The sequence below is a fragment of the Enterobacter sp. CFEC122 genome, from assembly GCF_052983755.1.
The window spans coordinates 55048-77466 of record NZ_JBRIQR010000012.1 but is presented as its reverse complement, the minus strand read 5'-3'; the positions used below and the strand labels follow the sequence as shown (position 1 = coordinate 77466).

Below are 22419 nucleotides of genomic sequence, written 5' to 3'. Positions count from 1 at the left end.
CCTCACCCCAACCCTCTCCCGCAGGGAGAGGGAGAAAACCATGTAGGCCGGGTAAGGCGCAGCCGCCACCCGGCGATTGACTACCGCTCCCTCAGCGCCTCTTTCGCCCGGTTAAACGGCTTAATCAGATAATCCAGCACCGTTTTCTCGCCGGTCTTAATGTCTACCGTGGCAATCATCCCCGGCACAATCGAGAAATGCCTGCCCGCCTTATTGACCAGGTAATCCTGGCTGGTGCGGATAAACACCCGGTAGTAAAACACCTCCGGCTTGGCCTCGTCCTGAATGGTGTCCGGGGAAATGGTCTCGACCACGCCGTGCAGCCCGCCGTAAATGGCGTAGTCGTAGGCGGTGATTTTGACCAGCGCCTCCTGGTTCGGATGAATAAAAGCGATATCACGCGGCGAGAGGCGGGTTTCAATCAGCAGGTGATCGTCCACCGGCACGATCTCCATCAGCTCGCCGTTGGGCGGGATCACCCCGCCGATGGTGGTGACCTTGATGTTTTTCACGATCCCGCGCACCGGCGATTTCACCGTCAGGCGGGTGACGGAATCCTGGCGGCCCTTGAGGATCGCCGACACCATATCCACCTCCGCGTTGGCCTTGGAGAGCGCCTCGCGCGCCTGGACGTAATACTGCGAACGCACGTCGGTGAGCTTCAGCTCCAGATCGCTTTTCTGCCGCTGCAGGCGCAGCACCTCCACGTGGCTGGCGGCCCCGGTCTTTACCAGCCGCTGGGTAATGGCCAGCTCTTTATTCGCCAGATCTAACGCGGCGCGAAGCTCCCGCTGGGTATCCTCCAGCTGCGCGCGGCGCGAGTTGTACAGCCGGGTTTCGTCGGCAATCAGATCCGGCCATTTCGCCAGCGACGGCGGGAATTTCAGCGGCAGATCGTTTACCTCGGCGTACAGGCGGGCACTGGAGGCCAGCGAGGCGCGGTAGCGCGCCGCGCTTTCGCCGACGTTTGACTCGGAACGGGTCGGATCAAGCCGCGCCAGCACCTGCCCGGCCTGCACCTGATCGCCCTCGTGGACGTTCAGCTCGGTGAGGATCCCCCCGTCCAGCGACTGTAAAACCTGCTCGCGCGAGCTGGGGATCACTTTCCCCGATCCGGTTGACACCTCATCCAGCACGCCAAACCACGCCCAGACGCCCAGCACCACAAACATCAGCAGCGAGAAGATCACGATCCGACGCGCGCCGGTGTAGCCGCTTTCGGAGTCGAGGGCGTTATCCAGATCGTCCATTGCCGCCACGTCACGCTGACTGATTTTCATTTTTCCACTCCCGTCCGGTTGCTGCCTGTTGCTGCTGTTGCTGCTGCATGCGGCTGTTGCTCAGCGCCTGGGCTTTTGGCGCGTCCATCACCAGCATGCCCTCTTTCAACACCACGACGCGCTCCACCAGCTCCAGCACCGGTACGCGATGGGTGGCGACGATCAGGGTGCGGTGCCCGAGCCAGTCGCCCAGACGCTGGATGAATTCCCGCTCGGTGTGCTCGTCGAGCGACGCGGTGGGTTCATCCATCAGCACGATATTCGGATCGCGCAGCAGCATTCGCGCCAGCAGAATCGACTGGCGCTGCCCGCCGGAGAGCCCCACGCCGTTTTCCATGATCGGGTAGTCCAGCCCCTTGGGCAGCTTCTGCACGAAGCCCGCCGCGCCGGTCAGTTCCAGCGCCTCGAAGATCTCTTCGTCGGTGGCGCGCGGCATGCCGAGGGTGATGTTCTCGCGCAGGGTGCCGTAAAACAGCCGCGCGTTCTGGGTCATAAAGCCGACGTTGCGCCGCACGTCCGCCACGTCGAGATGCGGCAGGCTGAAGCCGTCGAGCCGCAGCTCGCCCGCCGCCAGGTCCATCCCGCCCGCCATCGCCTGCAGCAGGGTCGATTTGCCCGCGCCGTTGCGTCCGAGGATCGCCACTTTCTCACCCGGCCCGATCTCAAGGCGGTTAATGCGCAGCGCCATGCGCGGATCGTCCGGCTGATAGCGGAACTGCGCCTGCTCGAAGAGGTAGTGGCCGCGCAGCACGTCCTGGCGGATCGGCGTCTCCTCGCGCTGGTTTTCGGTGGGAAGCTGCATGATGCTGTCCAGCCCCTCTTTTGCCGCTTTGACCTGCTGCCAGCGGGCCAGCACGCCGCACAGCGTCGCCATCGGGGCGATCATGCGGGAGGCCAGCATCGACGCGGCGACCACCGAGCCGGTGGTCAGGGTACCGTCGATCACCATCGGCGCGCCGACCACAATCACGGCGGCGTAAACCAGGCTCTGAATGGTCATCCCCCAGCTGATCAGGTTCTGCGTCAGCTCGCGGGTGCGCAGGCCGGATTCCGCGGTGATCTGGATATAGCTGTTCCACTGTTGCAAAAAGCGGTTTTCCGCCTGCATCAGCTTGATGTCCTCCAGCCCCTGCACGCTCTCCACCAGCACCGCATTGCGCAGGGTTGATTCATGGGCCGACTGCTTTGCCAGCTCCGCCAGCTTTTTCTGCAGCAGCAGGCCGGGCAGGACCATGATCACCGCCGCGACCGGGGCGATCCACGCCAGCTGTGGGGCGATGATCGCCAGCACCACCACGAACAGTAAAAAGAAGGGCAGGTCGACAATCGTCGAGATGGTGGACGAGGTGACCATCTCGCGGATCTGCTCCAGCTCGCGCAGCTGTGAGATAAAGCTCCCGGTTGAGCGGGGAATCGCGCTGTTGCGCAGCCGCAGCGCGTGGCCGAAGACGCGATCCGAGACGCGCATATCCGAGCGCTTGCCCAGCAGATCCATAATGTGGCCGCGCGCCACGCGCAGCACGAAGCCAAACAGGGTGGCGATCAGCACCCCGATGGTCAGGACGTACAGCGTCGGGTAGGACTGGGCGGGGATCACCCGGTCATAGACCTGCATGGAAAAGACGATCCCGGAAAGCGACAGCACGTTGATAAACAGCGCGGCGAGCATCACCCAGCTGTAGGGGCGGAGATCGCGCATCACCAGCCGGTAGAGCCAGTCCGGGCGGTACTTTGAAATATAGGCATCCACGCGGCTGTCCTTCAGCGCGGCAAGGGGACGCAGGGCAATGACGTGGCGGATGGCGGGCAGCATGGCCGTCATCGACAGCCGGTTGGTGTAGGTCTCATCGCCGAAGAAGCTGACTTCCAGCGTATCGTCGCCGTCGAAGTGCTCGATCGCCCCGACCCGGCCGTCATTCAGCGCCACCACCACCGGCAGACGCCAGCTGTTGATTGACTGCTGGTCAGCGGTGAGCAGCTGAAACGACAGCCCCGCCTCACGCGCCAGCTGGGTGAGGGCGGGCACCATCGGTTTGCCTTTCAGCCACGGTGCGCCTGCGATCAGCGCGCCGGGCGAGCAGGCGACGCGGTAGCGGGTGGCGATAAAGCCAAAGGCCTGCGCCCACTGGGCCAGGGCCGCATCCGTCATGTTTTCACCTTGCGGGATATCACGCTGCTTCATGGCTGGATCTCCACGGTCTGGATGGTGCGGTTATCAAGGTCGAACGCATGACGCAATTGCCCGGTGTTATACAGGCAGTTGAGCTGCAGCTGGTGCAGCTGACCGAGGGTCTGCTGCTGGGTGAAGCGCGCCTGATAAACCTCCTGTTCGGCGTTGAGCACGTCGAGCAGCGGGCGCGAGCCGAGGTCAAGATACTGCTGCTGGTACAGTTCGCGGGTGCGTGCGCTGAGCGCCTCCTGGCGACCCTGAATTTGCAGCGTGCTTTGCAGGCTCATCACCTGGCTGCGGGCTTCCAGCAGTTTCTGGCGAACGTCAAGGCGCGTGCGCTGAATGGTGGACTGTGCCGCCTCCACCGCGTGTCCGGCGGCGTTACGCCGGGCGGTGAGGCCGCCGCCCTGGTAGAGCGGCATCTGCACTTTCACCCAGGCGGAATACTGGGTGCGATCCCGCGTGTCGCTGCCCGCGTAGCGATCGTTCATGTAGTGGCGGACCTCCGGCTCCAGCGAGACGGTGGGCGTCATCTGCGCGTCGGCGTAGTCGAGGTTAGCCTGGGCGACGTTAGCCTGCGCCCAGGCGGCGAGCACCGCAGGGACCAGGCGGTCGTCCGGCTCGGCGACATCGCAGCTGCGGGCCAGCTTTTGCGGAAAATCATTGCTGATCGCGTTCAGGCTGTTCCAGCCGAGAAAGCTCATCAGCGTCGCGCGGGCGCTGTCCAGGCTGGCCTGGTACTGCATCAGCTGCGCGCGCGCGCCTTCGATACGGGCATCGGTCTGTACCACGTCAGAGAGCGACGTAGCCCCCTCGTCGTTACGCTGGCGGGTCAGCGTGCCAATGGAGGAGAGGGCCTCAAGCTGCTCTTTGGCGGTGTCGACCATCTGCTGCCAGGTTTGCACCTGTACCACGGCGATGGCGGTATCGTGGGCGATGGTGTCGATACTCACCAGCACGTTAGCCTGCTGCTGGGCCACGCCGGCGCTTTCGGCGCGTACCTGGCTGGCCACCTTGCCGAAGTCGTAGAGCATTTGCGAGAGGGAAAGCACCAGCGACGGCGTAAAGCCGTTCTGGTCGCCGTCGTGGGAATACCCGTTGTCCACGCCGGCATTAATCTGCGGATAGTATTTTGACTTCGCGACGTCCACCTCTTCGCTCTGCTGGTAAAGTTTGCCCACGGCTTCGCTGATGGCCGGATGCCAGGTGACGGCACGGTTGACGGCCTCGCCAAGCTGTAATGAGCCGGGCGCGGCGTTGCCAGCCACCGGGGCCACGCGACCGTTGAGCGAGGGGAGTTCCTGCGTTTCGCGAAGCTGTCCGGTATTGATGGTTGCCGCCGGATTTGCGCAGAAAGCGGGCACAGATATCAGGCAGCACGAGAGCCACCAGTAAGGCATCTTCATTCCCATGTCATGTCCCTAATAAAAAAGTACAGCTTTATTATTAATGCCCGGGCGCTGTGCGCCCGGGTCATCTGTTGCAGGTGCTATCAGGTAATGATGTGTTGCTGGTTAACAAGCTCGTCGTACGTGGTCTGAACGTTATCAAGCGTAACGAGTGCAGTATTAGTGTAGGTGGACCCTGCACCATCACGGTCGATGGAGATCACAGTGTTGCTACCGCTTTGTGTGACATGGATATAATTCCCCAACGAGGCGGTATTACCGTCCCAGCCCACCAGCAGATCGCCAATGTCGATCTTGTCTCCCTGCGCCAGCGAGAACCCGGTCCAGTGATCGCCTCCGGCGCTGCTGACGTTACCCGCCGTGGCATTCCCCACCGTACTGTTCAGCACCTGGTAAATCAGCGTATCGCCGTAGGCCGTACCGGTGATGGCGTCGTTATGTTCCGAGCTGATGAACTGCGGCGCCATATTGATGGTCAGCGTAGCGGTATCCGTTCTTCCGGCAGAGTCGGTCAGGGTGTAGTTGAAGGTCTCCTTCGAGGTCATGGTTGAGAGCGATACCCCGCTGTTGAGGGTATAGGTGTAATGGCCGTCAGCGCCGATCGCCAGCGTGCCGTAGTGGCCGACAATGTTCACCGTTGCGCTGCCGGTATACGGATCCAGCGTGGTGGTTACGCCGTTGTAGCCGGTCACGCTCAGACGGGTATCCACCGAGTGGAGCTGATCCAGCACGCCGCCAGAGTCGGTGCCGTCAAAGATATTGCCGTTGACGGTGTGGCTGCCGGTGACGTCGAAATTACTCAGCGAGTAGGTGGTGCCGTTTACGCTTGGCGTGATGGTGATGGTCCCGACGCTGAGCCCCGGTACGCTACCGGTAAAGCTCAGCGTATAGGTCCCGGCGTTGAGATCCAGCCCGGTCAGCGGGACGTCGATACTGCCGCCCAGCAGCGAGGCGCCGCTGAAGGAGCCGCTGCGGATCGCGCCGTTGGCATCGCTAATCGTCCAGTTCACCGTCAGCCCGCCCAGCGCCAGCAGCGAGGCCACGCTAAAGTGCAGCGACGCGTTGTGCAGCGCGGTGTTCGGGTCGACCACGAAGGTTCCGCTGCCGCTGCCCTGGGTTGATGAGAACAGGGCCGTCGTCCAGCTGGCGACGCCCACGGTGGTATCCGAGTAGACCGACGTGTGGTGCACCGAGGTAAGGTCCATCGTGGCGCTGACATCGTTGACCGCATTCATTGCCTGCGCGGTTGGGGTGATGTTGAGCGATGCCGTATCCTTCGAGCCGTCAGGCGCGGTAACGGTGTAGACGAACGTATCCGGCGTGCTGATATGGTCCGCGCCTACGCCGCTCCTCAGGGTATAGGTGTACTGACCGGACGCATTGATGGTCAGCGTGCCGTATTCCCCCTGAATGGTGGTGGTGCCGCTGCTGTTGACCGTCACGCCGTTCACTTCGGTAACCAGCGTGCCCGCTGGAACCGGGTCATTCGCCAGCACGTCGCCCGTGGTCGTTTCGCTGATGCTTGCCACGCTGTAGACATGGTCCTGCAGGACGCTCAGCGTGTAGGCCGTCAGGGCAGTGATCCCGGACGCGGTATTCAGCAGGAACAGGTACTCCCCGGCAGGCAGGTTCAGCGTCAGCTGCGGTGACGTGCCCCCCAGCAGCGGCGCGCGCAGCCAGCCCGACTCGACGCGAACCTGCTCGAAGGTCTGGGTCGCATTGTTGAACTTATAGACGTACAGATCGAACACCGATGCCAGCGCCACGCCCCCCACGGAGGCCTGGATGGTCATGGTGCGGGTCGTCCCTTCCTCCACGTTGTAAATAATCGGGTTGGTCAGGTCGTCCAGCAGGTTAAGCCCCAGCGTGCTGCCGAGATTAATGCCCACCAGGGTAAAACCGTTCTGAGACGAGGCGCCGTTATTCACCTCACTCACGGTGGTGTCAAAGGTCAGCGAGGCCGTGTCGTCCACTGCCACAATGCCGTTGATGACCGTACCGGCACCCAGAGACAGCACCAGGTTTGCCGACGCGCTGACGCCGTTATGGGTGATGGTGTAGGTGAAGCTCTCCGTCCGGCCAACGACCGCGGCGCTGGTGTCGGTCAGGTTGTAGGTATAGCTGCCGTCGCGGTTGATGGTCAGCGTACCGTATTTGCCCTGGATCACCGTGCCGTCGGCGTTCACGCTGGTGGTCACGCCCTGCGCGTTAGTGACCGTGGAGATAGTGGTGCCGGCCGGCGCGTTGTCGCTGCCGGCGGTCGGGTCCGTATCGAGGATCACGTTGCCGTTGAGGCTGGTATCGCCCGTGACCGTACCCGGACCGGTCTCTTTCACCGCCACGTCGAGGCTGGTGTAGGAACCGGTCGCCAGCAGGTTGGTGTTGTAGCTCAGCACGCGGTAGTTGCCGTCGGCCAGCCCGGTCAGGTTCAGCGAGACGCCGGTGGCGCCGAGGGTCAGGAGATCGGCAAACTGCGGCTGGCCGGTATCCACCACGGTTGTCCAGACACCGTTGACGTAGTGCTGCACCACCAGCTCAAGGGTATTGAGCAGAGAGAGCACCGCCCCCGTGGCATTGGCGTTTACCACGATGTCCGCGCTGCCGCCGTTGCCCACCGTGAAGTTCACCTGCGCGGTGTCATTGCCCAGCAGCGTCAGGACGTTGCCCACGGCGCCGACCAGCAGGAAGCCGTAGTCGCTGTACTGGCTGTTGGTCACGGTCGCCGTGGTGCTGAGGTTCAGCTCCTCAACGTTATTGCTGGCGGAGAGCGGCACCACCGGCGCAAGGGCGGAGCCCGGCAGGGAGGTGTTGCCCGCGACGTCGGTCGCGGTGATCTGCAGCGTCTGGCCTTCGACCTGCTTGTTCGTGAAGGTGTAGCTGTAGGTGCCGTTGCTGCCCGCAATGGCGGTCACCGTTGAACCGTCCGCAAGGCGGATTGTGACGGTGCTGCCCGCCTCCGCGCTCCCGGTCAGGACGCTACCGTCGGCGTTGAAGGTGCCGGTCGGTGCCGTTGGCGCGGTCGTATCGACGATAATCGTCGTCACGGCAGACGCCACGCTGGTGTTGCCCGCCGTATCGGTGGCCGTGGCGGTGAAGTTATGCGTGCCCTGCGTCAGCGTGGTGGTGGTTTGTGGCAGGGTCCAGTTGCCGCTGCCATCGGCGGTGACCGTACCCACCAGCGTGATGCCGTCGTAGATCCGGACCGTGGCATTCGCTTCGGCAGTCCCGCTCAGCGTTGGACGGGTGTCGTTAGTCGGGTTCGTACCGGTCACGGGCCCGGTGACGCTGCCGACATCATCAATGACCGAACTGATGACCGGCGCGGCTGGCGGGAGGGTATCGACGTTAATGACATATCCGGCGGTGGGGGCGCTGGCGTTGCCCACCGCATCGGTGGCGGTGAAGGTCAACGTGTGCGCGCCGTTGCTCAGCGCCGGAGATGGCGTAAAGCTCCACGCGCCGCCGGTCGCCGTCACGCTGCCGATCTGTACGCCGTTATCAAAGATTTTCACCGTGGCTCCCGCTTCCGCCGTACCGCTGAGGGTCGGCTGCGCGTCGTTGGTGAACCCACCGTTGGCAACCGGCGTCGCCGCATTGCCCACGTCATCCAGAATGCTGGTCAGCACCGGCAGCGCAGGCGGCGTGGTGTCGACGGTGAGGCTGAAGCTGGTGGACGACACGCTGGTATTGCCTGCCGCATCCGTGGCCTGCGCGGTAAAGCTGTGCGGGCCACTCGCCAGCGTGGTGGTGAGCAAGATACTCCAGCTGCCGCTGCCGTCCGCGGTGCCCGTGCCGACCAGAGTGGTGCCCTCATAGATCTTCACGGTGGCAAACGGTTCGCTGGTTCCAACAAGCCGAGGTACGGTGTCGTCGGTTGTCTGCCCGGACGTGAGCGGGCCGGTGATGCTGCCCACGTCGTCTATCGCCTGGCTGATAACCGGCGCGTTCGGTGCCGCGGTATCAACAATCAGTGTAAAGCCCGGCGAGGTCGGGCTGACGTTGCCCGCTGCATCGGTGACCGTGGCGGTCCAGGTATGGCTGCCGTTGCCCAGCGGCGCTGATGGCGTAAAGCTCCATGCGCCGGTGCCGTCCGCCTGCACGGTGCCGACCGGCTGTCCGTTCTCATAAACAGTGACCGTGGCGTTGGCGGTCGCGGTGCCGTTCAGCGTCGGCGTGGTGTCGTCGGTGCTCTGCCCGGAAGAGAGCGGGGTTTGAATACTGCCCACGTTGTCACCCGCGGTCGAGATGACCGGCGCTAACGGCACGCCCGTATCGACCGTCAGGTTAAACGGTGCCGTTGTGGCGCCGGTGTTGCCTGCCGCATCGGTCGCGTTAAAAGTGATGGCGTGTGGACCTTCGGCCAGATCGCTGCCCGGGGTGAAGCTCCAGTTGCCCTGGGCATTCACCACCGCAGTGCCAATTTCGTTGCCATCAACGAGCACGTGCACGGTAGAACCCACTTCGCCCGTGCCGCTGAAGGTCGGACGCGCGTCGTTGGTGCTGTTACCCGACGTGAGCGTCCCGGTGACCGGACCGATATCATCAACCACGCTGGTCACCACCGGCACGCCGGGGGCTGCGGTATCCACGGTAAAGGTGAAGACCGATGAGTTGGCCGAGGCGTTGCCTGCAGTATCCGTTGCATACGCGCGCAGGGCGTAGCTGCCGTCGCCCAGCGGCGCGGTCGGCGTAAAGGACCAGTTCCCGCTTCCGTCAACGGTCGTTGTACCAATCTGCGTGCCGTTATTCATGATGTGGATAGTGCTGCCCGCCAGCCCGGTGCCGCTGATGGTTGGGGTGCTGTCGTTGGTCACCTGGCCGCTGGTGAGGTTACCCTGGACGCCGCCAGGGACGTCGTCGCTCACATTATCCAGCGTCGGAACCGTCGGTGCAGTCAGGTCAATCACCACGCTCCAGGGGGCGGAGACCGCGCTGAGGTTACCCTGCGGGTCGGTCGCCCGGACGCTAAAGCTGTGCGAGCCTTCGCCGAGGGCGGTATCAGGGGTAAACGTCCATGCGCCGGTACTGTCAGCCGTCACTACGGCAATCTGCGTGCCGCCGTCGAAAAGGGTCACCACGCTGTTTGCGTCCGCTGTCCCTGTAAGGGTTGGCGTGGCGTCGTTGGTGAGCTCGCCGCTGACCACCGTGGTGGCGGCATTGCCCACATTATCCGTGACGTTGGTGATGACCGGCGTGGCGGAAACGGAATCCACCACGACGGTGAAGCCCGCCGAAGGACCGCTCTGGTTCCCCGCCGGATCGGTCTCGCGGATGGTCAGGACGTGATTGCCCTCTGCCAAGACAGGCGTGGTGTAGCTCCAGGTGCCGGTATTGCCGATTACCACACTGTCCAGCAGCACGCCGTTGTTGTAGATGGAGATGGTATCGCCCACCGCGCCGGTGCCGGTGAGGGTCGGCTGGTTGTCGTTGGTGGTCTGGCCGCTGGTCAGCGGGCCGGTGCCCGGACCAACGTCGTCAATCACGGCGCCGATGGTCGGCGTGCCCGGCGCGGTAAGGTCAACGGTGACGCTGGCCGCCGGAGAGCGGCCGCTGGTCTGGCCGTTGAGGGTCGCAGTCACCTCAAAGGTGTGCAGCCCCTCGCCAAGCGCGGCCGGCGTATAGCTCCAGTTGCCGCTGCCGTCGGCAGTGACCGTCGAGACGGGCGTCACGCCACCGTCCAGGTAGATAGCGATCTGGCTTCCCGCCTGAGCCGTACCGGTGAGGGTTGGGGTGGTGTCGTTGGTCGTTTTGCCTTTCACGTCGCCAATGATTGGGTCGACGTCATCGTTGATGGCCACGATCACGGGCACGTCAGGAAGATTCGGAAGCGTACCGGTGACGTTATAAGTTGCATCAACGCTGGTACGTCCGGAAGCATCGGTCGCGGTCACGGTCAGGGTCGCGCCATCCTGCGGGGCCGGGCTGACCGCAATGGAGAAACTGCCGCCGGTCGCCACCCCGGTACCAATGACGTTACCGCCACTATCCTTAACGGTGATGAGTGCGCCTGCTTCGGCGGTACCGGTCAGCGGTGTACCTTCTGGAGCAAGGCTAAGATTGCCCGGTGCGGTTGGGTCCTGGGTATCCACCGTCACGCTCAGTGACGCTGAACCGTTTGACGGATTGCCTGCCTGATCGACTGACGAGACAGTAAAGGTATGCGAACCATCCAGGAGCGTTGTGCCTGCGGTCCAGCTCCAGCTGCCGTCCGGCTGGATCGTGATCGGCACACCTGACGCGGTACCGTCGACGGAGACGATAACGGTGGTGCCGGGCTCGCCGGTCCCGGTTAGGGTCGGCGTGCCGTCGCGGGTGTAGAGCACGTTGTTGGTGAGCTGGCTGTCTGAGACGGCATTAATTTGCGGTATCCCGGGCGCAACGGTATCGAGCGTGACGGTAAAGACCGAACTCGGCGCGCTGAGGTTGCCCGCTGCGTCCACGCCCGCTACGGTAATGTTCAGCGGGCCGTCCGTTTGCGCTGGAAGCGTCAGGCTCCATTCTCCGTTCACCACCACGACACGGCCCAATTCGACGCCGTTGTTGTAGACGATCACCGTCTCACCGTTAACCCCGGTTCCGCCCACTGTCGGCGTGGTATCTGTGATAAAGCCACCATCAGGCGCACCGCCCACTGCACTAATCACCGGTGTATCCGGCGCCAGGGTATCCACGATGATCGTAATCGCTGACGACGGGTCAGAGACGTTGCCCGCTTCATCCGTGGCGGTGGCGGTATAGGCGTGGCTGCCCTCGGCAATGTCGCTGCCGGGACGCCAGCTCCAGTTGCCGTTGCTGTCTACCGTGACGGTGCCCACAACGGTCGGTGTACCGTTAACGGTGTCAGTGATGTTGATAACGTCGTTTGGCGTACCGGTGCCGCTCAGCACCGGGCGCGGATCGTTGGTGGTGCCGCCATTGGGGACGGGGCCGGTGATCTGGGTGACGCTGTCGGTGACGATCGGTGCCGCAGGCGTAGCCGGCGCCTCGGTATCAATGGTGATAGTAACCGGCTGCGACGGGGCGCTTTCGTTGCCCGTGCCGTCCACGTTGGTGACGGTCAGGGTGATGTCATAGGTGCCGCCAGCCAGGGGGGATGGCGGCGTCCAGGTCCAGTTGCCGGTATTGTCCACGACAGCGTCGCCGATTTTGACGCCGCTGTCGTAGATCGTCACGGTATCACCCGGATTGCCGGTACCGCTCAGAGTCGGCGTGGTGTCGCGGGTGATTTCGCCCGGGTTCAGCGGCGTTGCTGTGCCGTCAGGATTGACGGTAATGGCCGGGATATCCGGCGTGGCAGGCGCAACGGTATCCACCGTCAGTTCAAATGGCGTTGAGATGGTGGTATTGCCCGCGGCGTCCGTGGCGTGCACCGTCAGGGAATGCGGACCGTCGGTGAGCGGGGTCACGGGCGTGAAGCTCCAGCCGCCGCTGCCGTTGGGGATGGCGGTGCCGATCAGAGTCGTGCCGTCATAGACGGTGATCACCGTGTCTGCAGGGGCGGTGCCCTGCAGCAGGGGGCGAGTGTCATCCGTGGTATCGCCGCTGTTGAGCGAACCCAGTACGCCGCCGACGTCGTCGGTCACGGTGACGATGGTGGCCGCCGCTGGCGCAGTGATATCGACGTTCAGGGTGAAGTCGTCTGACGGCTGGCTGGTGTTACCCGCCGCGTCGGTGGCGACGACGCTAAAGGTATGAGGACCTTCGTCAAGCGGCGTGGGAAGGGTATAGGTCCAGGTGCCGCTGCCGTCAATCGGGATCGTAATAAGATCGGCACCATCCAGGCGAATGGTAACGGTTGAGCCCGGTTCAGCCGTGCCGTTGAGCGTTGGCGTGGTGTCGTTGGTGCTGTCGCCAGAATTGAGGGCGCCGAGGCGCTCCGGCACATCATCCAGCACCTGGGTAATGACCGGCGCCGCAGGCGCGACGCTGTCAACCGTCAGAGTCCAGGTGTTGGAGACGGGGCCGGGGTTGCCTGCCACATCGGTCGCGACGGCGGTCAGAGCGTGGGGGCCTTCACCGATTGGGGAGGAAGGGGTAAAGCTCCATACGCCGAGGCCATTGGCGACGGTTGTACCAATTTCAACACCGTCCACGCGCAGGCTGATCGTCGCGTTTGCTTCAGCGGTACCGCTGAGCGTCGGGGTGGCGTCGTTGGTGGTCCCGTTCACGTCGATCGCGCCAGTCTGCCCTGGGATATCGTTTACAACCTGTAAAATCACCGGGGCGCCAGGTGCCGTCCCGTCAACGTTAATTGTCCACGTGTTTGATATCCCGCTCGGGTTACCGGCGGGATCCGTCGCCTTCGCGGTCAGCACCCAGGTGCCGTCGGTCAGCGGTGTGGGCGGCGTAAAGCTCCACTGGCCGGAGGAGGGAACAACCACCGTACCGAGGGCATCGCTGCCGTTATAAATCGTGATGGTCGAACCTGCCTCGCCCGTGCCGTTCAGGGTCGGTGCCCGGTCGTTGGTCAGCCCATTCTGGGCCACCGGGCCGGTGGTGGCCTGGACGTCATCAATCACCGACAGGATGACCGGGGTCTGCGGCGGGGTAATGTCCGGTGCCGCCGCGGAGGTGGTCGGACTGGTGTTGCCCGCCGTGTCGGTGGCGTCAGCGGTCAGGATTTCGCCGTTGATCCTCGGCGGGCTCAGCGTCAGGCTGAAGTTCCCCTGGCTATCAACAACCACTGTGCCAAGGGTGAAATCGCCTTCACGAATGGTCACCGTGCTGCCTGCTTCTCCGATGCCGCTGATGGTGCCGCCATCATTCGACACCACGAGGTTTCCTGGGGCTGACGGCGGCGTGGTGTCCACGGTAAAGATGATAGGCTCAGAGGCCGTACTCTGGTTTCCGGCGGCATCGGTTTCAGTGACGGTGATCGAGTGCGTTCCGTCCGGGAGCGGGCCCCCTGGGGTAACGCTCCATGTACCGTTAGGCAGCACCGTCGTTGTGCCAATCGCCACGCCGTTATCGTAAATGTTGATGGTTCCACCGGGTTCGCCCGTTCCCGCCAGGATCGGCTGCGAGGCATCGGTAGGCACGCCCGACGTGATTGTTCCTCGGATAAGGCCCGTATCGTCGAGCAGCACAATCGCGGTGGGCGCTGTCGGAGGGGTAAGATCGACGGTGAGGGTGAATACCGGTGAGGCTGGCCCGGTGTTGCCGGCGGCGTCGGTTGCCCGTACGGTAATCTGGTGGGTGCTTTCATTCAGGTCGACGGACGGGGTGAATGTCCATGTGCCATTGCTGGCGACGACCGCGGTGCCAATGGCTGTTCCGCCGTCATAAATCGTCACGGTGGAGCCTGCTTCGGCGGTGCCGGAGAGCTGCGGCCGCCGATCGTTGGTGCTGCCGCCGTTGGTCACCGTCCCCGTCTGAGGGGCGATATCGTCGATTACGCTGCCAATCGTTGGTGCATCGGGTGCGGTGAGATCCGGTGCGGTGACGCTTGAACCCTGGCTGGTATTCCCGGCGCTATCCGTTGCGGTGGCGGTTACCTGCTCGCCGTTGGTCAACGGTGTCCCGAGGGAGACGCTAAAGTTGCCGTCGCTGCCCGTTTTTCCTGTGCCAATGACGTTGCCGTTCGCGTCTTTCAGCGTGATGGTACTGCCGGGTTCGGCGGAACCGGTGACGGTTTTACCGTCTGAGGAGAACTTAAGGCCGGAAGGTGCATTTGGTGCAGTCGTATCCGGATCGGCCGAATTGTTACTGCTGCCACCACCGCCGCCACCGCCGCCGCTACTTGCCGCGGCCGCGATGCCCCCTGCAGCGGCAATACCACCCAGGGCCCATGGCCAGATGGCGGCGCCACCAGCGTCACTTCCTGACGCCGCAAGCAGCACGTCCGTGGACGCGATAGATTCGTACGTGGCGGCCCCGGTCGGATCTTCAATCCACCATAATGCGCCGTTGCTGTCCTGCAGAACCAGCTGGCTCACGCCCTGCGCGTCCGCCACATAGAAGTTTTTAAGGGTGATCACCTCGCCGGAGTGCAATGTCACCAGCAGGTCGTTACCGCTTCGCGCGAAGTGGGAGACGCTCGCTCGCTCGACGTGAAGCTCAACGACAGAGGAATGGTTCAGCGTAACCTGTGTGCCTTCCAGGGTCGTTTCTACGCCAGTAAGTTTTGAAATAACAGAGATTTGGCTCATTTTGTTATTACTCCAGCAGAAGTGTCATGAACGGCGAGCAAGACGGGCCATCTCTGCTGAAGGTAAAGGGCGCCCCCGGCGCAGTTGCTGTTATAAAACAGCGTTCACCGTAGAATTCAGCGCGCACGATGCCCGCCATGCGTCAGAGTGGCAACATCAGAGCGAATCTAATGACTTATGAAAAAACCGTTTAATGGGTGTTTTGTATTTTATAAAACCCTGTAATTAATAGAGGAATTGGTTTCTGGAATATAAAAATGATATAGACAGAAAATGAGGATTGTGCAAATTAAGCTTTGGTAAATAAAGATGGAAACAATGAGTGGGGCATTAATGGATTGCTCTTTTTTATAATTGTTGTTTTTTATATAATTGTTTTTATTGTCTTTTTGTTTTCTTTTGTGGTTCTGTTATTTAACGTTTATGACCCAGTATGATAATTGGTAGGGAGCATTTTAAATATCATGTCAAACGTTGTTATTTAAGTGCGCTTAATGTGTGTTTAAGTTAGGGTAACGTTTTTGATGTAAGATATATTATGTCACTTAGGTAATGAAATATATTCTTGTACAGGGTTAAAACTCTGCTAATAGGCGCAAGGAATAATAACGAGAAAACAAAAAATAACCTGGTTTATTACCTTTACAACTGAAGTGCAGGCAGGGTTTTAGGACAGAAAAAAATTCACCGAAGAATGAATAAAAATCCTCACCCGGACGTTTACTGACGTCACTCCCCACTCACCCTGGAGTTTTATATGCGCACAACCTCGTTTCGTTTGATCCCGGTGCTGATTTTTTCTTTGCTGTCCCCGCTGGCGCTGGCCATGGGCAATAATAGTACCGAGAGCAAAACGCCTGATTGTCCTTCCGGACAGGTGTATGACAGCGCCACGCAGAAATGCGTGCCGGACAAGAGCAGCAGCCTCAGCGACCAGGACAAAACCAACTATGCGTACCATCTCGCGAAGAAAGGCGAGTACCAGGCGGCGCTGAACCTGCTGGATTCGCTGAAAAATGGCAACACGGCTGAAGCGTGGAACTATCGCGGGTTCGCCACGCGCAAACTGGGCCGAACGGACGAAGGGATTGGTTATTACCAGCGTGCGCTGGCTATCGCCCCGGATTACGCCAAAGCCCGGGAGTATCTCGGTGAAGCGTGGATGGTGAAAGGACGTCCCGACCTCGCGAAAGAACAGCTGAAGGTCATTGCCGGAATCTGTGGCCAGTCCTGCGAGGAGTACCGTGACCTGCAGGCCGCCATTAATGGACACCCGGAATCCTGATCTTCTCGTGGAGGGAAAACCCATCGCAACCCGTGAGGTTCGTCAACAGCTTGCCGCACACCTGCCGCGCCTCTGGCGCTATGGGCTGGTGCTGTCGCGAAACAGGGATATCGCCGAAGAGCTGGTTCAGTCCACCTGCGTGCGCGCGCTTGAAAGAAGCGGCCAGTATACGCCGGGCACGCGCATCGACAGGTGGCTGTTCGCGATCCTGCACTCTATCTGGATCTCTGAGCTTCGGGCACGACACGTTCGCCAGGGGCAGGGATTTGTCCCCAGCGACGAGCTGCTGGCGCCCGACACCCGCGAACAGGATGAGACGCGCCTTCATTACTTGAAGGTGATGCAGCGCGTTAATGCGCTGCCCGAAGCCCAGCGCAACGCGGTATTTTTGGTTTATGTCGAAGGCTTTACCTACCAGGAGGCGGCGGAGACCCTGGCGGTGCCGATCGGTACCGTGATGAGCCGGTTGGCGACGGCGCGGGCTCGGCTTGCCAAATCCGCTGACGCACTGCCTCCGGTAAAGGAGAAACGCTCTTGAACGCGCACCGTTTTGCACCGCCCTATAACGACGACGCCATCGTGGCCTGGATAGATGGCGAGATGTGCCGCGCCGACGCGCAGTTATTTGAAGAACAGTTAAAATGTGACGAACGCCTCGCCGGGCGAACCGACGAACTGATGAAAAGCAGCCAGGATTACGCCGGGGCGTTTGCCTCCCTGCTGGATGATGCACCTCTTGAGAGGATGCAGGCGCGTCTCGCGGCACTTCCCGACCCGCAGGTCTCGACGGCGGCTGGCGTCAGCCGACGGGCGCTGATCGCCGCCTCGGCCAGCTTTTTGCTGGTGGGTTCCGGGCTGGGGTATCTGCTGCGTCCCTCAGCAGCGCCTGCGGATGAGAACGCCCATATCCGCGACCTCGAAGCGCAATATATGTCCCTGTACAGCGTCGAGACGCTGCTGGATATGGACGGCGCAACGCCGGTTCTGCAGCGCGGGCTGGAACGGGCCGCGCAGGACATCGGCATGACGCTAAACCTGTCGCAGCTTACCCTGCAGGGGGCAGAGCTTAAAATGGTGCGCATGCTGCGCTATGAAACGACGTCTATCGCGCAGATAGCCTGGATCAACGCCGACTACGGCCCGATGGCCCTCTGTATTTCGCCTGTTGATGAGAAGACGACGGTCTCGCTCCAACAGGAGCAGCGGCACAGCATGAACCTGGCGTGGTGGCAGGAGGCGGGCTATCAGTTTGTCCTGATTGGCCGCAACCCGCCGTCTCACCTGCGGGGAAACGCTGAGCGGCTGCAGCGCGTGATCTCAGGATGACGGCACCTTGTTAGTCTGTATCGCAATGGCGATGGCAATACGATCGTCCACGACCAGGGCAAACTTATCCATCCCATAGGACGCGCGCGAGATCGCCGTGGTGGCGTCCAGCGTGGGGGCCTGCGCATGCGGGTCTTTCACCGCGGCCTCCAGGATCACCGGCCGGGCAATGTTTCGCACGGTCAGCGTGCCGAACACCCTGAACCGTCCGGCGCCCTGGTCGACCACGCGAGAGCTGATGAACTCGATGGTCGGGTAGTGCTCCGCATCAAAAAACATGTCGCTTTTTAATTGCCAGGTGAGCAGCGTGTTTGAGGCCACCAGGGTGGCCACGGGAATGGTGACGTGGATGTGGTCGTCAACGTCGTTATCCGGATTGAGCGTTACGGCACCCGTCACGCCGCTGAACGTCGCCCAGGAGAGGATGCCGCCGAAGGCGTGCCACGAGAGCCGAATGGCGGTGTTTTTGGTGTCGATAAGGTAGCTTTTCGGGGCAGCATGCAGGGAAGGGCATAACAGCAGAACGGTCAGAAAGGCCAAAAGGCGATACATAGTGGTTTCTCCGATAAGTGCGCACTGCGTAAACGCCTGAGGTGCTAATTATATTCGAAGAAATAAAAAAGGCCGCAAGTGCGACCTTTTCGTGAGGATAACTAATTACTCAGTGACTTTCTTTTCCAGCTCGCTGGCACCTTCTTTGGTTTTGTTCCAGCCTTTCTCCGCGCCTTCTTTGGTGGCATCCCACCCTTTCTCGGTGCCTTCTTTGGTTTTATGCCAGGCTTCCTGGGAATCTTCGCTGACCTTGCTGCCAAAGCTTTCGCTTTTACCTTCCGCAGCATGCTTCTGTTTCAGCTTCAGCTCTTCACCTTTGTTCTGCTCTTCGTGCAGTTTTTGCTTCGCCTCGTTGGCGTTTGCGTTCGCCGCCGCGACGGTATCGTCAGTTGCATGTGTGGTCGCAGCAAATACTGGGGAAGCCAGCAGAACGGCAGATAATGCGATAATTGTTTTTTTCATAATATCCTCATTTAACGTTATCGGTTATGAGCGTGATTCAGCATGGCACAGGCGAAACGGGATGGCTTTAGGAAAAAACTGTAATGAGATCAACATGCCCTGATGAGAGGTATTTCGCCTGAGGATTATCCAAAGGATAATACGCCTATTTCCGCGAGGGCGGCGAGCGTCAGGAGAATGAATATTATGACGGTTATGGGTCTGTACATGGTGGCGTTCCTTCCGGGTTAAGCGGCTATTCCGTAGCGCTGGGTAGGGGTGTTTTTTTTATTCTCCATAGGGGGAGGGGCGGTGTCGTTGATGTTGGTCAAAGGGAGAGGATAGCTTCTCAAGCGAGAAGATGAATGAGCTCTGTCAGGGCTGGACGTAGTGATTGTGGTGGAATGATCGCAGATTCACTCCCTTCTCGCTGGCGGCTCGCTTGTTCATGGCGGGTTCGATCAATACTCCGATCTTAATTTTGTCGTTGTGGTAGACCCTCTCTACTATGACGAAATCATGGCTCAGCGTATTGTGTTCGCCGGAACACTGGGTCACCTGCTCCATGCTTTCACCGGGGAACATGTGGGAGAACCTCGTCTGCTTAGCCATGCTGAAAGCCGGAGCCCGGGCCTGAAAGGTTTTGGTCTGTTCCGCCCCCATGTTCAGACGACGTTTGCTAAAAAATGGTCGTCTGAATTTCGGTTGTGAGGTTCTTCCTGAGTGCTTAGATTCATTTTCAATCTATCGAGAGGATATGAATATGAACTTTGCCGAACGCCACTATCAGCATGAGCCTCTTCTTATCGCCAACGTCTGGGATGCCGCCAGTGCTGTCGCAGCGCAAAAAGCAGGCTACCAGGTTCTGGGAACGTCCAGTGCAGCTATAGCGTCCACACTGGGATATGACGACGGGCAGGGAGTGCCGTTTGATGAGTTATTTTATATGGTCACCCGGATCCGGGCTGCCAGCAGCCTGCCATTGAGCGTTGACATGGAAGCAGGGTATGGTGATTCAGCCGAAGAGATAGCAGACAATCTGCGGCGCCTTGCTCAGACAGGCGTCGCAGGCGTTAATCTCGAAGACAGCCGAGTCATAAACGGGGTTCGTCAGCTTGACGATGCCTCTGATTTTTCCCGTAACCTGAGAACAGTATGCGATACGCTGAGAAGCGAAAATTACAGCCTGTTTCTGAACATCCGGACTGACACGTACCTGCTCGGGCATGAAGACGCGTTGCAGGAGACGATATCACGGGGTCAACGCTATAAAGCTGCAGGTGCTGACGGCCTTTTTGTTCCCTGCCTGACGTCAGAGAAAGACATCAGCCTCATTGCAGAGGCAACGGGGTTGCCTTTGAATGTCATGTGTATGCCCGATCTTCCGTCATTTGACAGGCTGAAACGGGCAGGGGTAAGCCCCATTTCAATGGGCAATTTTGTTCATTCAGCGATGCAGTCAACGCTGACTGATGTCATGCATGCGATCCGATCTCGTCAGACGTTTGAAGGGCTTTTTGGTGATGAAAATAACCGATAAGAATTTATGCGATATCTGGTATCAGGCATTACTTGAACGTGCTTCAGACTACACTGGCGTGTTTTTTGTTGGCGTCAAAACCACGGGCGTATTCTGCATTTCGGTATGCCGGGCGCGAAAGCCCAAACGCGAAAATGTCGAATTTTATAAAGATGCCAAATCTGCCCTGGCGGACGGCTTTCGTCCCTGTAAGGTCTGCAGACCTGCGGAAAATGCACACAGCGCGCCATTATTCGTTGAGCAGGCACTTGCGCTTGTCAGGCGCGATATCAAATCCCGTGTAGCAGACGCGGAGCTTCGTCAGCATGGCATCAGCCCGGAGCGGGTAAGGCGCTGGTTCCTGCAACATCACGGCATTACTTTTCAGGCTTTCCAGCGAATGCAGCGGGTGAACGTTGCCCTGCAGGAGCTAAAAAGTGGACGACCGGCGACTGACGTTGCGCTGGACAATGGCTATGAATCGCTTAGCGGCTTTGGTTATACCTACAAGCGGCTTACTGGCGCAGCGCCGACTCAGGCAACCCAGGTGATAGTCATTCACCGGTTTACCACGACGCTTGGTCCGATGTTTGTCTGCGCGACAGAGTGGGGAGTCTGTCTGCTGGAGTTTACCGATCGCCGGATGTTAGAAACAGAATTCCGCGATATTCAGCGTTTATTTAACGCCAGAATCGTCACCGGCGAAAACAGCCATACCCGGCAGACAGTAAAAGAGATCGGCGAGTATTTTGCCGGAACGCGCCGACAGTTTGATCTGGCTTTAGATGCTCCGGGCAGTGATTTTCAACAATCCGTCTGGCATGCGTTGCGTGCTGTTCCCTATGGACAGACCTCACACTATCAGGCCATTGCACTACGGCTTAATAAGCCAAATGCTGTGCGCGCCGTCGCTGCCGCTAACGGTGCCAACCGGATTGCGATTGTCATCCCCTGTCACAGGATAATTGGAAAAGATGGGGCGATGACAGGTTACGGAGGGGGGATTTCACGCAAAGAATGGCTCATTGAGCATGAGAGAAATAATGTTTAATGGCGTGATGTTTCTGTGTCGCCGGGAAAATTTACGGACTTCGCGGGACATGTTGAGGGTACAAAAAAGCCCGCAGTGCTTGCGCCGTGCGGGCTTTCAGGACTTCATCAGTCGACTCTGGTGATCGCCGATGGAGAATTTTGGTGGAGCTGGCGTCCCTGTACTTTTAATCATAGTGTATTGATATTTAATGTTTTTGTTTAAATTAATTTCTTTATGGGTTCCAAAAAGGAACCATAAAGTAGAACCACAGTACCTCGCATGGTTCCAACATGCCTAGCGACTTCAAAATAACACCCTCTATAGGCATACTAAATGTAAGTGTGGCGGGATATTTAGCGTCTGATTACTGAGGGGGTCAATAAAAACTGCTCTATCTCAAATACTGTAGTGATCCATAAACTTGTCCGTTTGAGTAGATGGTGTACCTCGCCCGTTCAGGCACGGAGCGGCCAATCAGCAGAGTATTCATGTCTGCTATGAGCGAGGAGCTGACGTCCCGTCCCAGGAAGAACGTAAAAAAACCGCCTCACGGCGGTTTAACTATCCATTCAGGAAGTTGCGCTTGCGAGTCTTGCTGCAAATCCAATGAAGAACATCCCTACCAGCGCGTTTCCGATTGCAGAAAGACGTCGGTTGCCTTTAAGACGGCTAAGCAGATAAGAGCCACAGAAAACGAGAAAGCCGAAATAAACGAGAGTAATTGCGAACATTACTGCTGCCAGAATGATGAACGCCATCCAGGAGTGTTCAGCCTGAACATTGATGAACTGGGCGAAGAAAGAGATATAGAACAGCAGCGTCTTCGGATTCAATAGCGTAACCAACATTCCGCGTCCGATGATCCCCCCGGCATCAGCTGAAGATTTCTTTTCCTCACTCGTTTCGACAGCCGGCTTAAAGATAGCGCGTAATGTCTGGACACCGAGATAGAAAAGATAAGCAGCGCCTGCGTACTTGATGGCGTTAAACAAGGCTGGGGTTGAACTTATGACCGCCGCCAGCCCACACCATGCCAACAGAACCAGAATAACGTCGCTCAGCAGAATCGAAAATATTGCAGCGAAGCCCCGCTTTATGCCGCTGGTAATGCTCGTTTTAATCACGAACATTCTTTCAGGACCAGGCACAAGGACTATCAGCGTCGCACCAAGCAGGTACGTCCAGAAATTCACGACACCAAAATCAGCAAACATTTTCACTCCAGTTCATTCGTTTTCAACGAGGCTATTCTAACG

Annotated in this window: 12 protein-coding genes and 1 pseudogene; 6 read left to right on the top strand and 7 right to left on the bottom strand. The window is 59.7% G+C overall.

Annotated features, from left to right (window positions below; all coding sequences use genetic code 11):
• Positions 1–80 precede the first annotated feature (80 nt).
• The 4 genes from ACVCAM_RS10630 to ACVCAM_RS10615 all read right to left on the bottom strand — a co-directional run bounded on the left by ACVCAM_RS10630 (position 81) and on the right by ACVCAM_RS10615 (position 15007).
• Positions 81–1250, bottom strand: a complete 1170-nt coding sequence (locus ACVCAM_RS10630; protein ID WP_086374946.1) for an HlyD family efflux transporter periplasmic adaptor subunit — start codon at positions 1248–1250, stop codon at positions 81–83.
• Between the two features lie 10 nt (positions 1251–1260).
• Positions 1261–3462, bottom strand: a complete 2202-nt coding sequence (locus ACVCAM_RS10625) for a type I secretion system permease/ATPase (RefSeq protein WP_025912357.1) — start codon at positions 3460–3462, stop codon at positions 1261–1263.
• Entirely contained in the window at positions 3459–4862 is a 1404-nt protein-coding gene (locus ACVCAM_RS10620; protein ID WP_025912356.1) for a TolC family outer membrane protein, read from the bottom strand. The genes ACVCAM_RS10625 and ACVCAM_RS10620 overlap by 4 nt, the downstream gene beginning before the upstream one ends.
• Positions 4863–4942: 80 nt before the next feature.
• Positions 4943–15007, bottom strand: coding sequence for a BapA/Bap/LapF family large adhesin (locus tag ACVCAM_RS10615; protein ID WP_447093591.1), 10065 nt, complete (start codon positions 15005–15007; stop codon positions 4943–4945).
• A 757-nt stretch (positions 15008–15764) separates the two neighbouring features.
• Between ACVCAM_RS10615 and ACVCAM_RS10610 the strand changes: the two genes are divergently transcribed.
• From ACVCAM_RS10610 to ACVCAM_RS10600, 3 genes are read left to right on the top strand one after another with little or no spacing between them, the layout of a single operon-like run.
• The gene (locus tag ACVCAM_RS10610; protein ID WP_008502544.1) at positions 15765–16292 is read left to right on the top strand and encodes a tetratricopeptide repeat protein; all 528 of its coding nucleotides are present in this window, start codon (positions 15765–15767) and stop codon (positions 16290–16292) included.
• A complete protein-coding gene (locus tag ACVCAM_RS10605; RefSeq protein WP_032675368.1) occupies positions 16273–16830 on the top strand; it encodes an RNA polymerase sigma factor in 558 nt (185 codons plus the stop codon). Before ACVCAM_RS10610 ends, ACVCAM_RS10605 begins: the two co-directional genes overlap by 20 nt.
• Positions 16827–17618 carry an anti-sigma factor family protein gene (locus tag ACVCAM_RS10600; protein WP_407223603.1) on the top strand — a complete coding sequence of 264 codons (792 nt, stop codon included), beginning with the start codon at positions 16827–16829 and terminating at the stop codon, positions 17616–17618. Before ACVCAM_RS10605 ends, ACVCAM_RS10600 begins: the two co-directional genes overlap by 4 nt.
• On the opposite strand, the gene ACVCAM_RS10595 is transcribed toward ACVCAM_RS10600, so the two are convergent.
• Together ACVCAM_RS10595 and ACVCAM_RS10590 are read right to left on the bottom strand one after the other, a co-directional pair.
• Entirely contained in the window at positions 17610–18170 is a 561-nt protein-coding gene (locus tag ACVCAM_RS10595) for a YceI family protein (protein WP_407223602.1), read from the bottom strand. The two genes, ACVCAM_RS10600 and ACVCAM_RS10595, sit on opposite strands and share 9 nt — an antisense overlap.
• 105 nt (positions 18171–18275) lie before the next feature.
• A complete protein-coding gene (locus ACVCAM_RS10590) occupies positions 18276–18632 on the bottom strand; it encodes a hypothetical protein (RefSeq protein WP_407223601.1) in 357 nt (118 codons plus the stop codon).
• A 387-nt stretch (positions 18633–19019) separates the two neighbouring features.
• Between ACVCAM_RS10590 and ACVCAM_RS10585 the strand changes: the two are divergent.
• The 3 genes and pseudogenes from ACVCAM_RS10585 to ACVCAM_RS10575 form a co-directional block, all read left to right on the top strand.
• Positions 19020–19217: pseudogene (locus tag ACVCAM_RS10585) on the top strand (nucleotidyltransferase domain-containing protein); the annotation flags it as partial.
• Positions 19218–19374: 157 nt separating this feature from the next.
• The gene (locus tag ACVCAM_RS10580) at positions 19375–20151 is read left to right on the top strand and encodes an isocitrate lyase/PEP mutase family protein (protein WP_407223600.1); all 777 of its coding nucleotides are present in this window, start codon (positions 19375–19377) and stop codon (positions 20149–20151) included.
• On the top strand, positions 20135–21181 hold the full coding sequence (locus ACVCAM_RS10575) for a bifunctional transcriptional activator/DNA repair enzyme AdaA (RefSeq protein WP_407223811.1): 1047 nt from the start codon (positions 20135–20137) through the stop codon (positions 21179–21181). Before ACVCAM_RS10580 ends, ACVCAM_RS10575 begins: the two co-directional genes overlap by 17 nt.
• A gap of 551 nt (positions 21182–21732) precedes the next feature.
• On the opposite strand, the gene leuE is transcribed toward ACVCAM_RS10575, so the two are convergent.
• On the bottom strand, positions 21733–22377 hold the full coding sequence (gene leuE, locus ACVCAM_RS10570) for a leucine efflux protein LeuE (RefSeq protein ID WP_181631215.1): 645 nt from the start codon (positions 22375–22377) through the stop codon (positions 21733–21735).
• Positions 22378–22419 lie beyond the last annotated feature (42 nt).

Coding starts and splice junctions, on each gene's coding strand:
- ACVCAM_RS10620 (WP_025912356.1), bottom strand. CDS start 4,862: ATGGGAATGAAGATGCCTTACTGGTGGCTCTCGTGCTGCCTGATATCT.
- ACVCAM_RS10575 (WP_407223811.1), top strand. CDS start 20,135: ATGAAAATAACCGATAAGAATTTATGCGATATCTGGTATCAGGCATTA.
- ACVCAM_RS10580 (WP_407223600.1), top strand. CDS start 19,375: ATGAACTTTGCCGAACGCCACTATCAGCATGAGCCTCTTCTTATCGCC.
- ACVCAM_RS10625 (WP_025912357.1), bottom strand. CDS start 3,462: ATGAAGCAGCGTGATATCCCGCAAGGTGAAAACATGACGGATGCGGCC.
- leuE (WP_181631215.1), bottom strand. CDS start 22,377: ATGTTTGCTGATTTTGGTGTCGTGAATTTCTGGACGTACCTGCTTGGT.
- ACVCAM_RS10605 (WP_032675368.1), top strand. CDS start 16,273: ATGGACACCCGGAATCCTGATCTTCTCGTGGAGGGAAAACCCATCGCA.
- ACVCAM_RS10610 (WP_008502544.1), top strand. CDS start 15,765: ATGCGCACAACCTCGTTTCGTTTGATCCCGGTGCTGATTTTTTCTTTG.
- ACVCAM_RS10615 (WP_447093591.1), bottom strand. CDS start 15,007: ATGAGCCAAATCTCTGTTATTTCAAAACTTACTGGCGTAGAAACGACC.
- ACVCAM_RS10590 (WP_407223601.1), bottom strand. CDS start 18,632: ATGAAAAAAACAATTATCGCATTATCTGCCGTTCTGCTGGCTTCCCCA.
- ACVCAM_RS10630 (WP_086374946.1), bottom strand. CDS start 1,250: ATGGACGATCTGGATAACGCCCTCGACTCCGAAAGCGGCTACACCGGC.
- ACVCAM_RS10595 (WP_407223602.1), bottom strand. CDS start 18,170: ATGTATCGCCTTTTGGCCTTTCTGACCGTTCTGCTGTTATGCCCTTCC.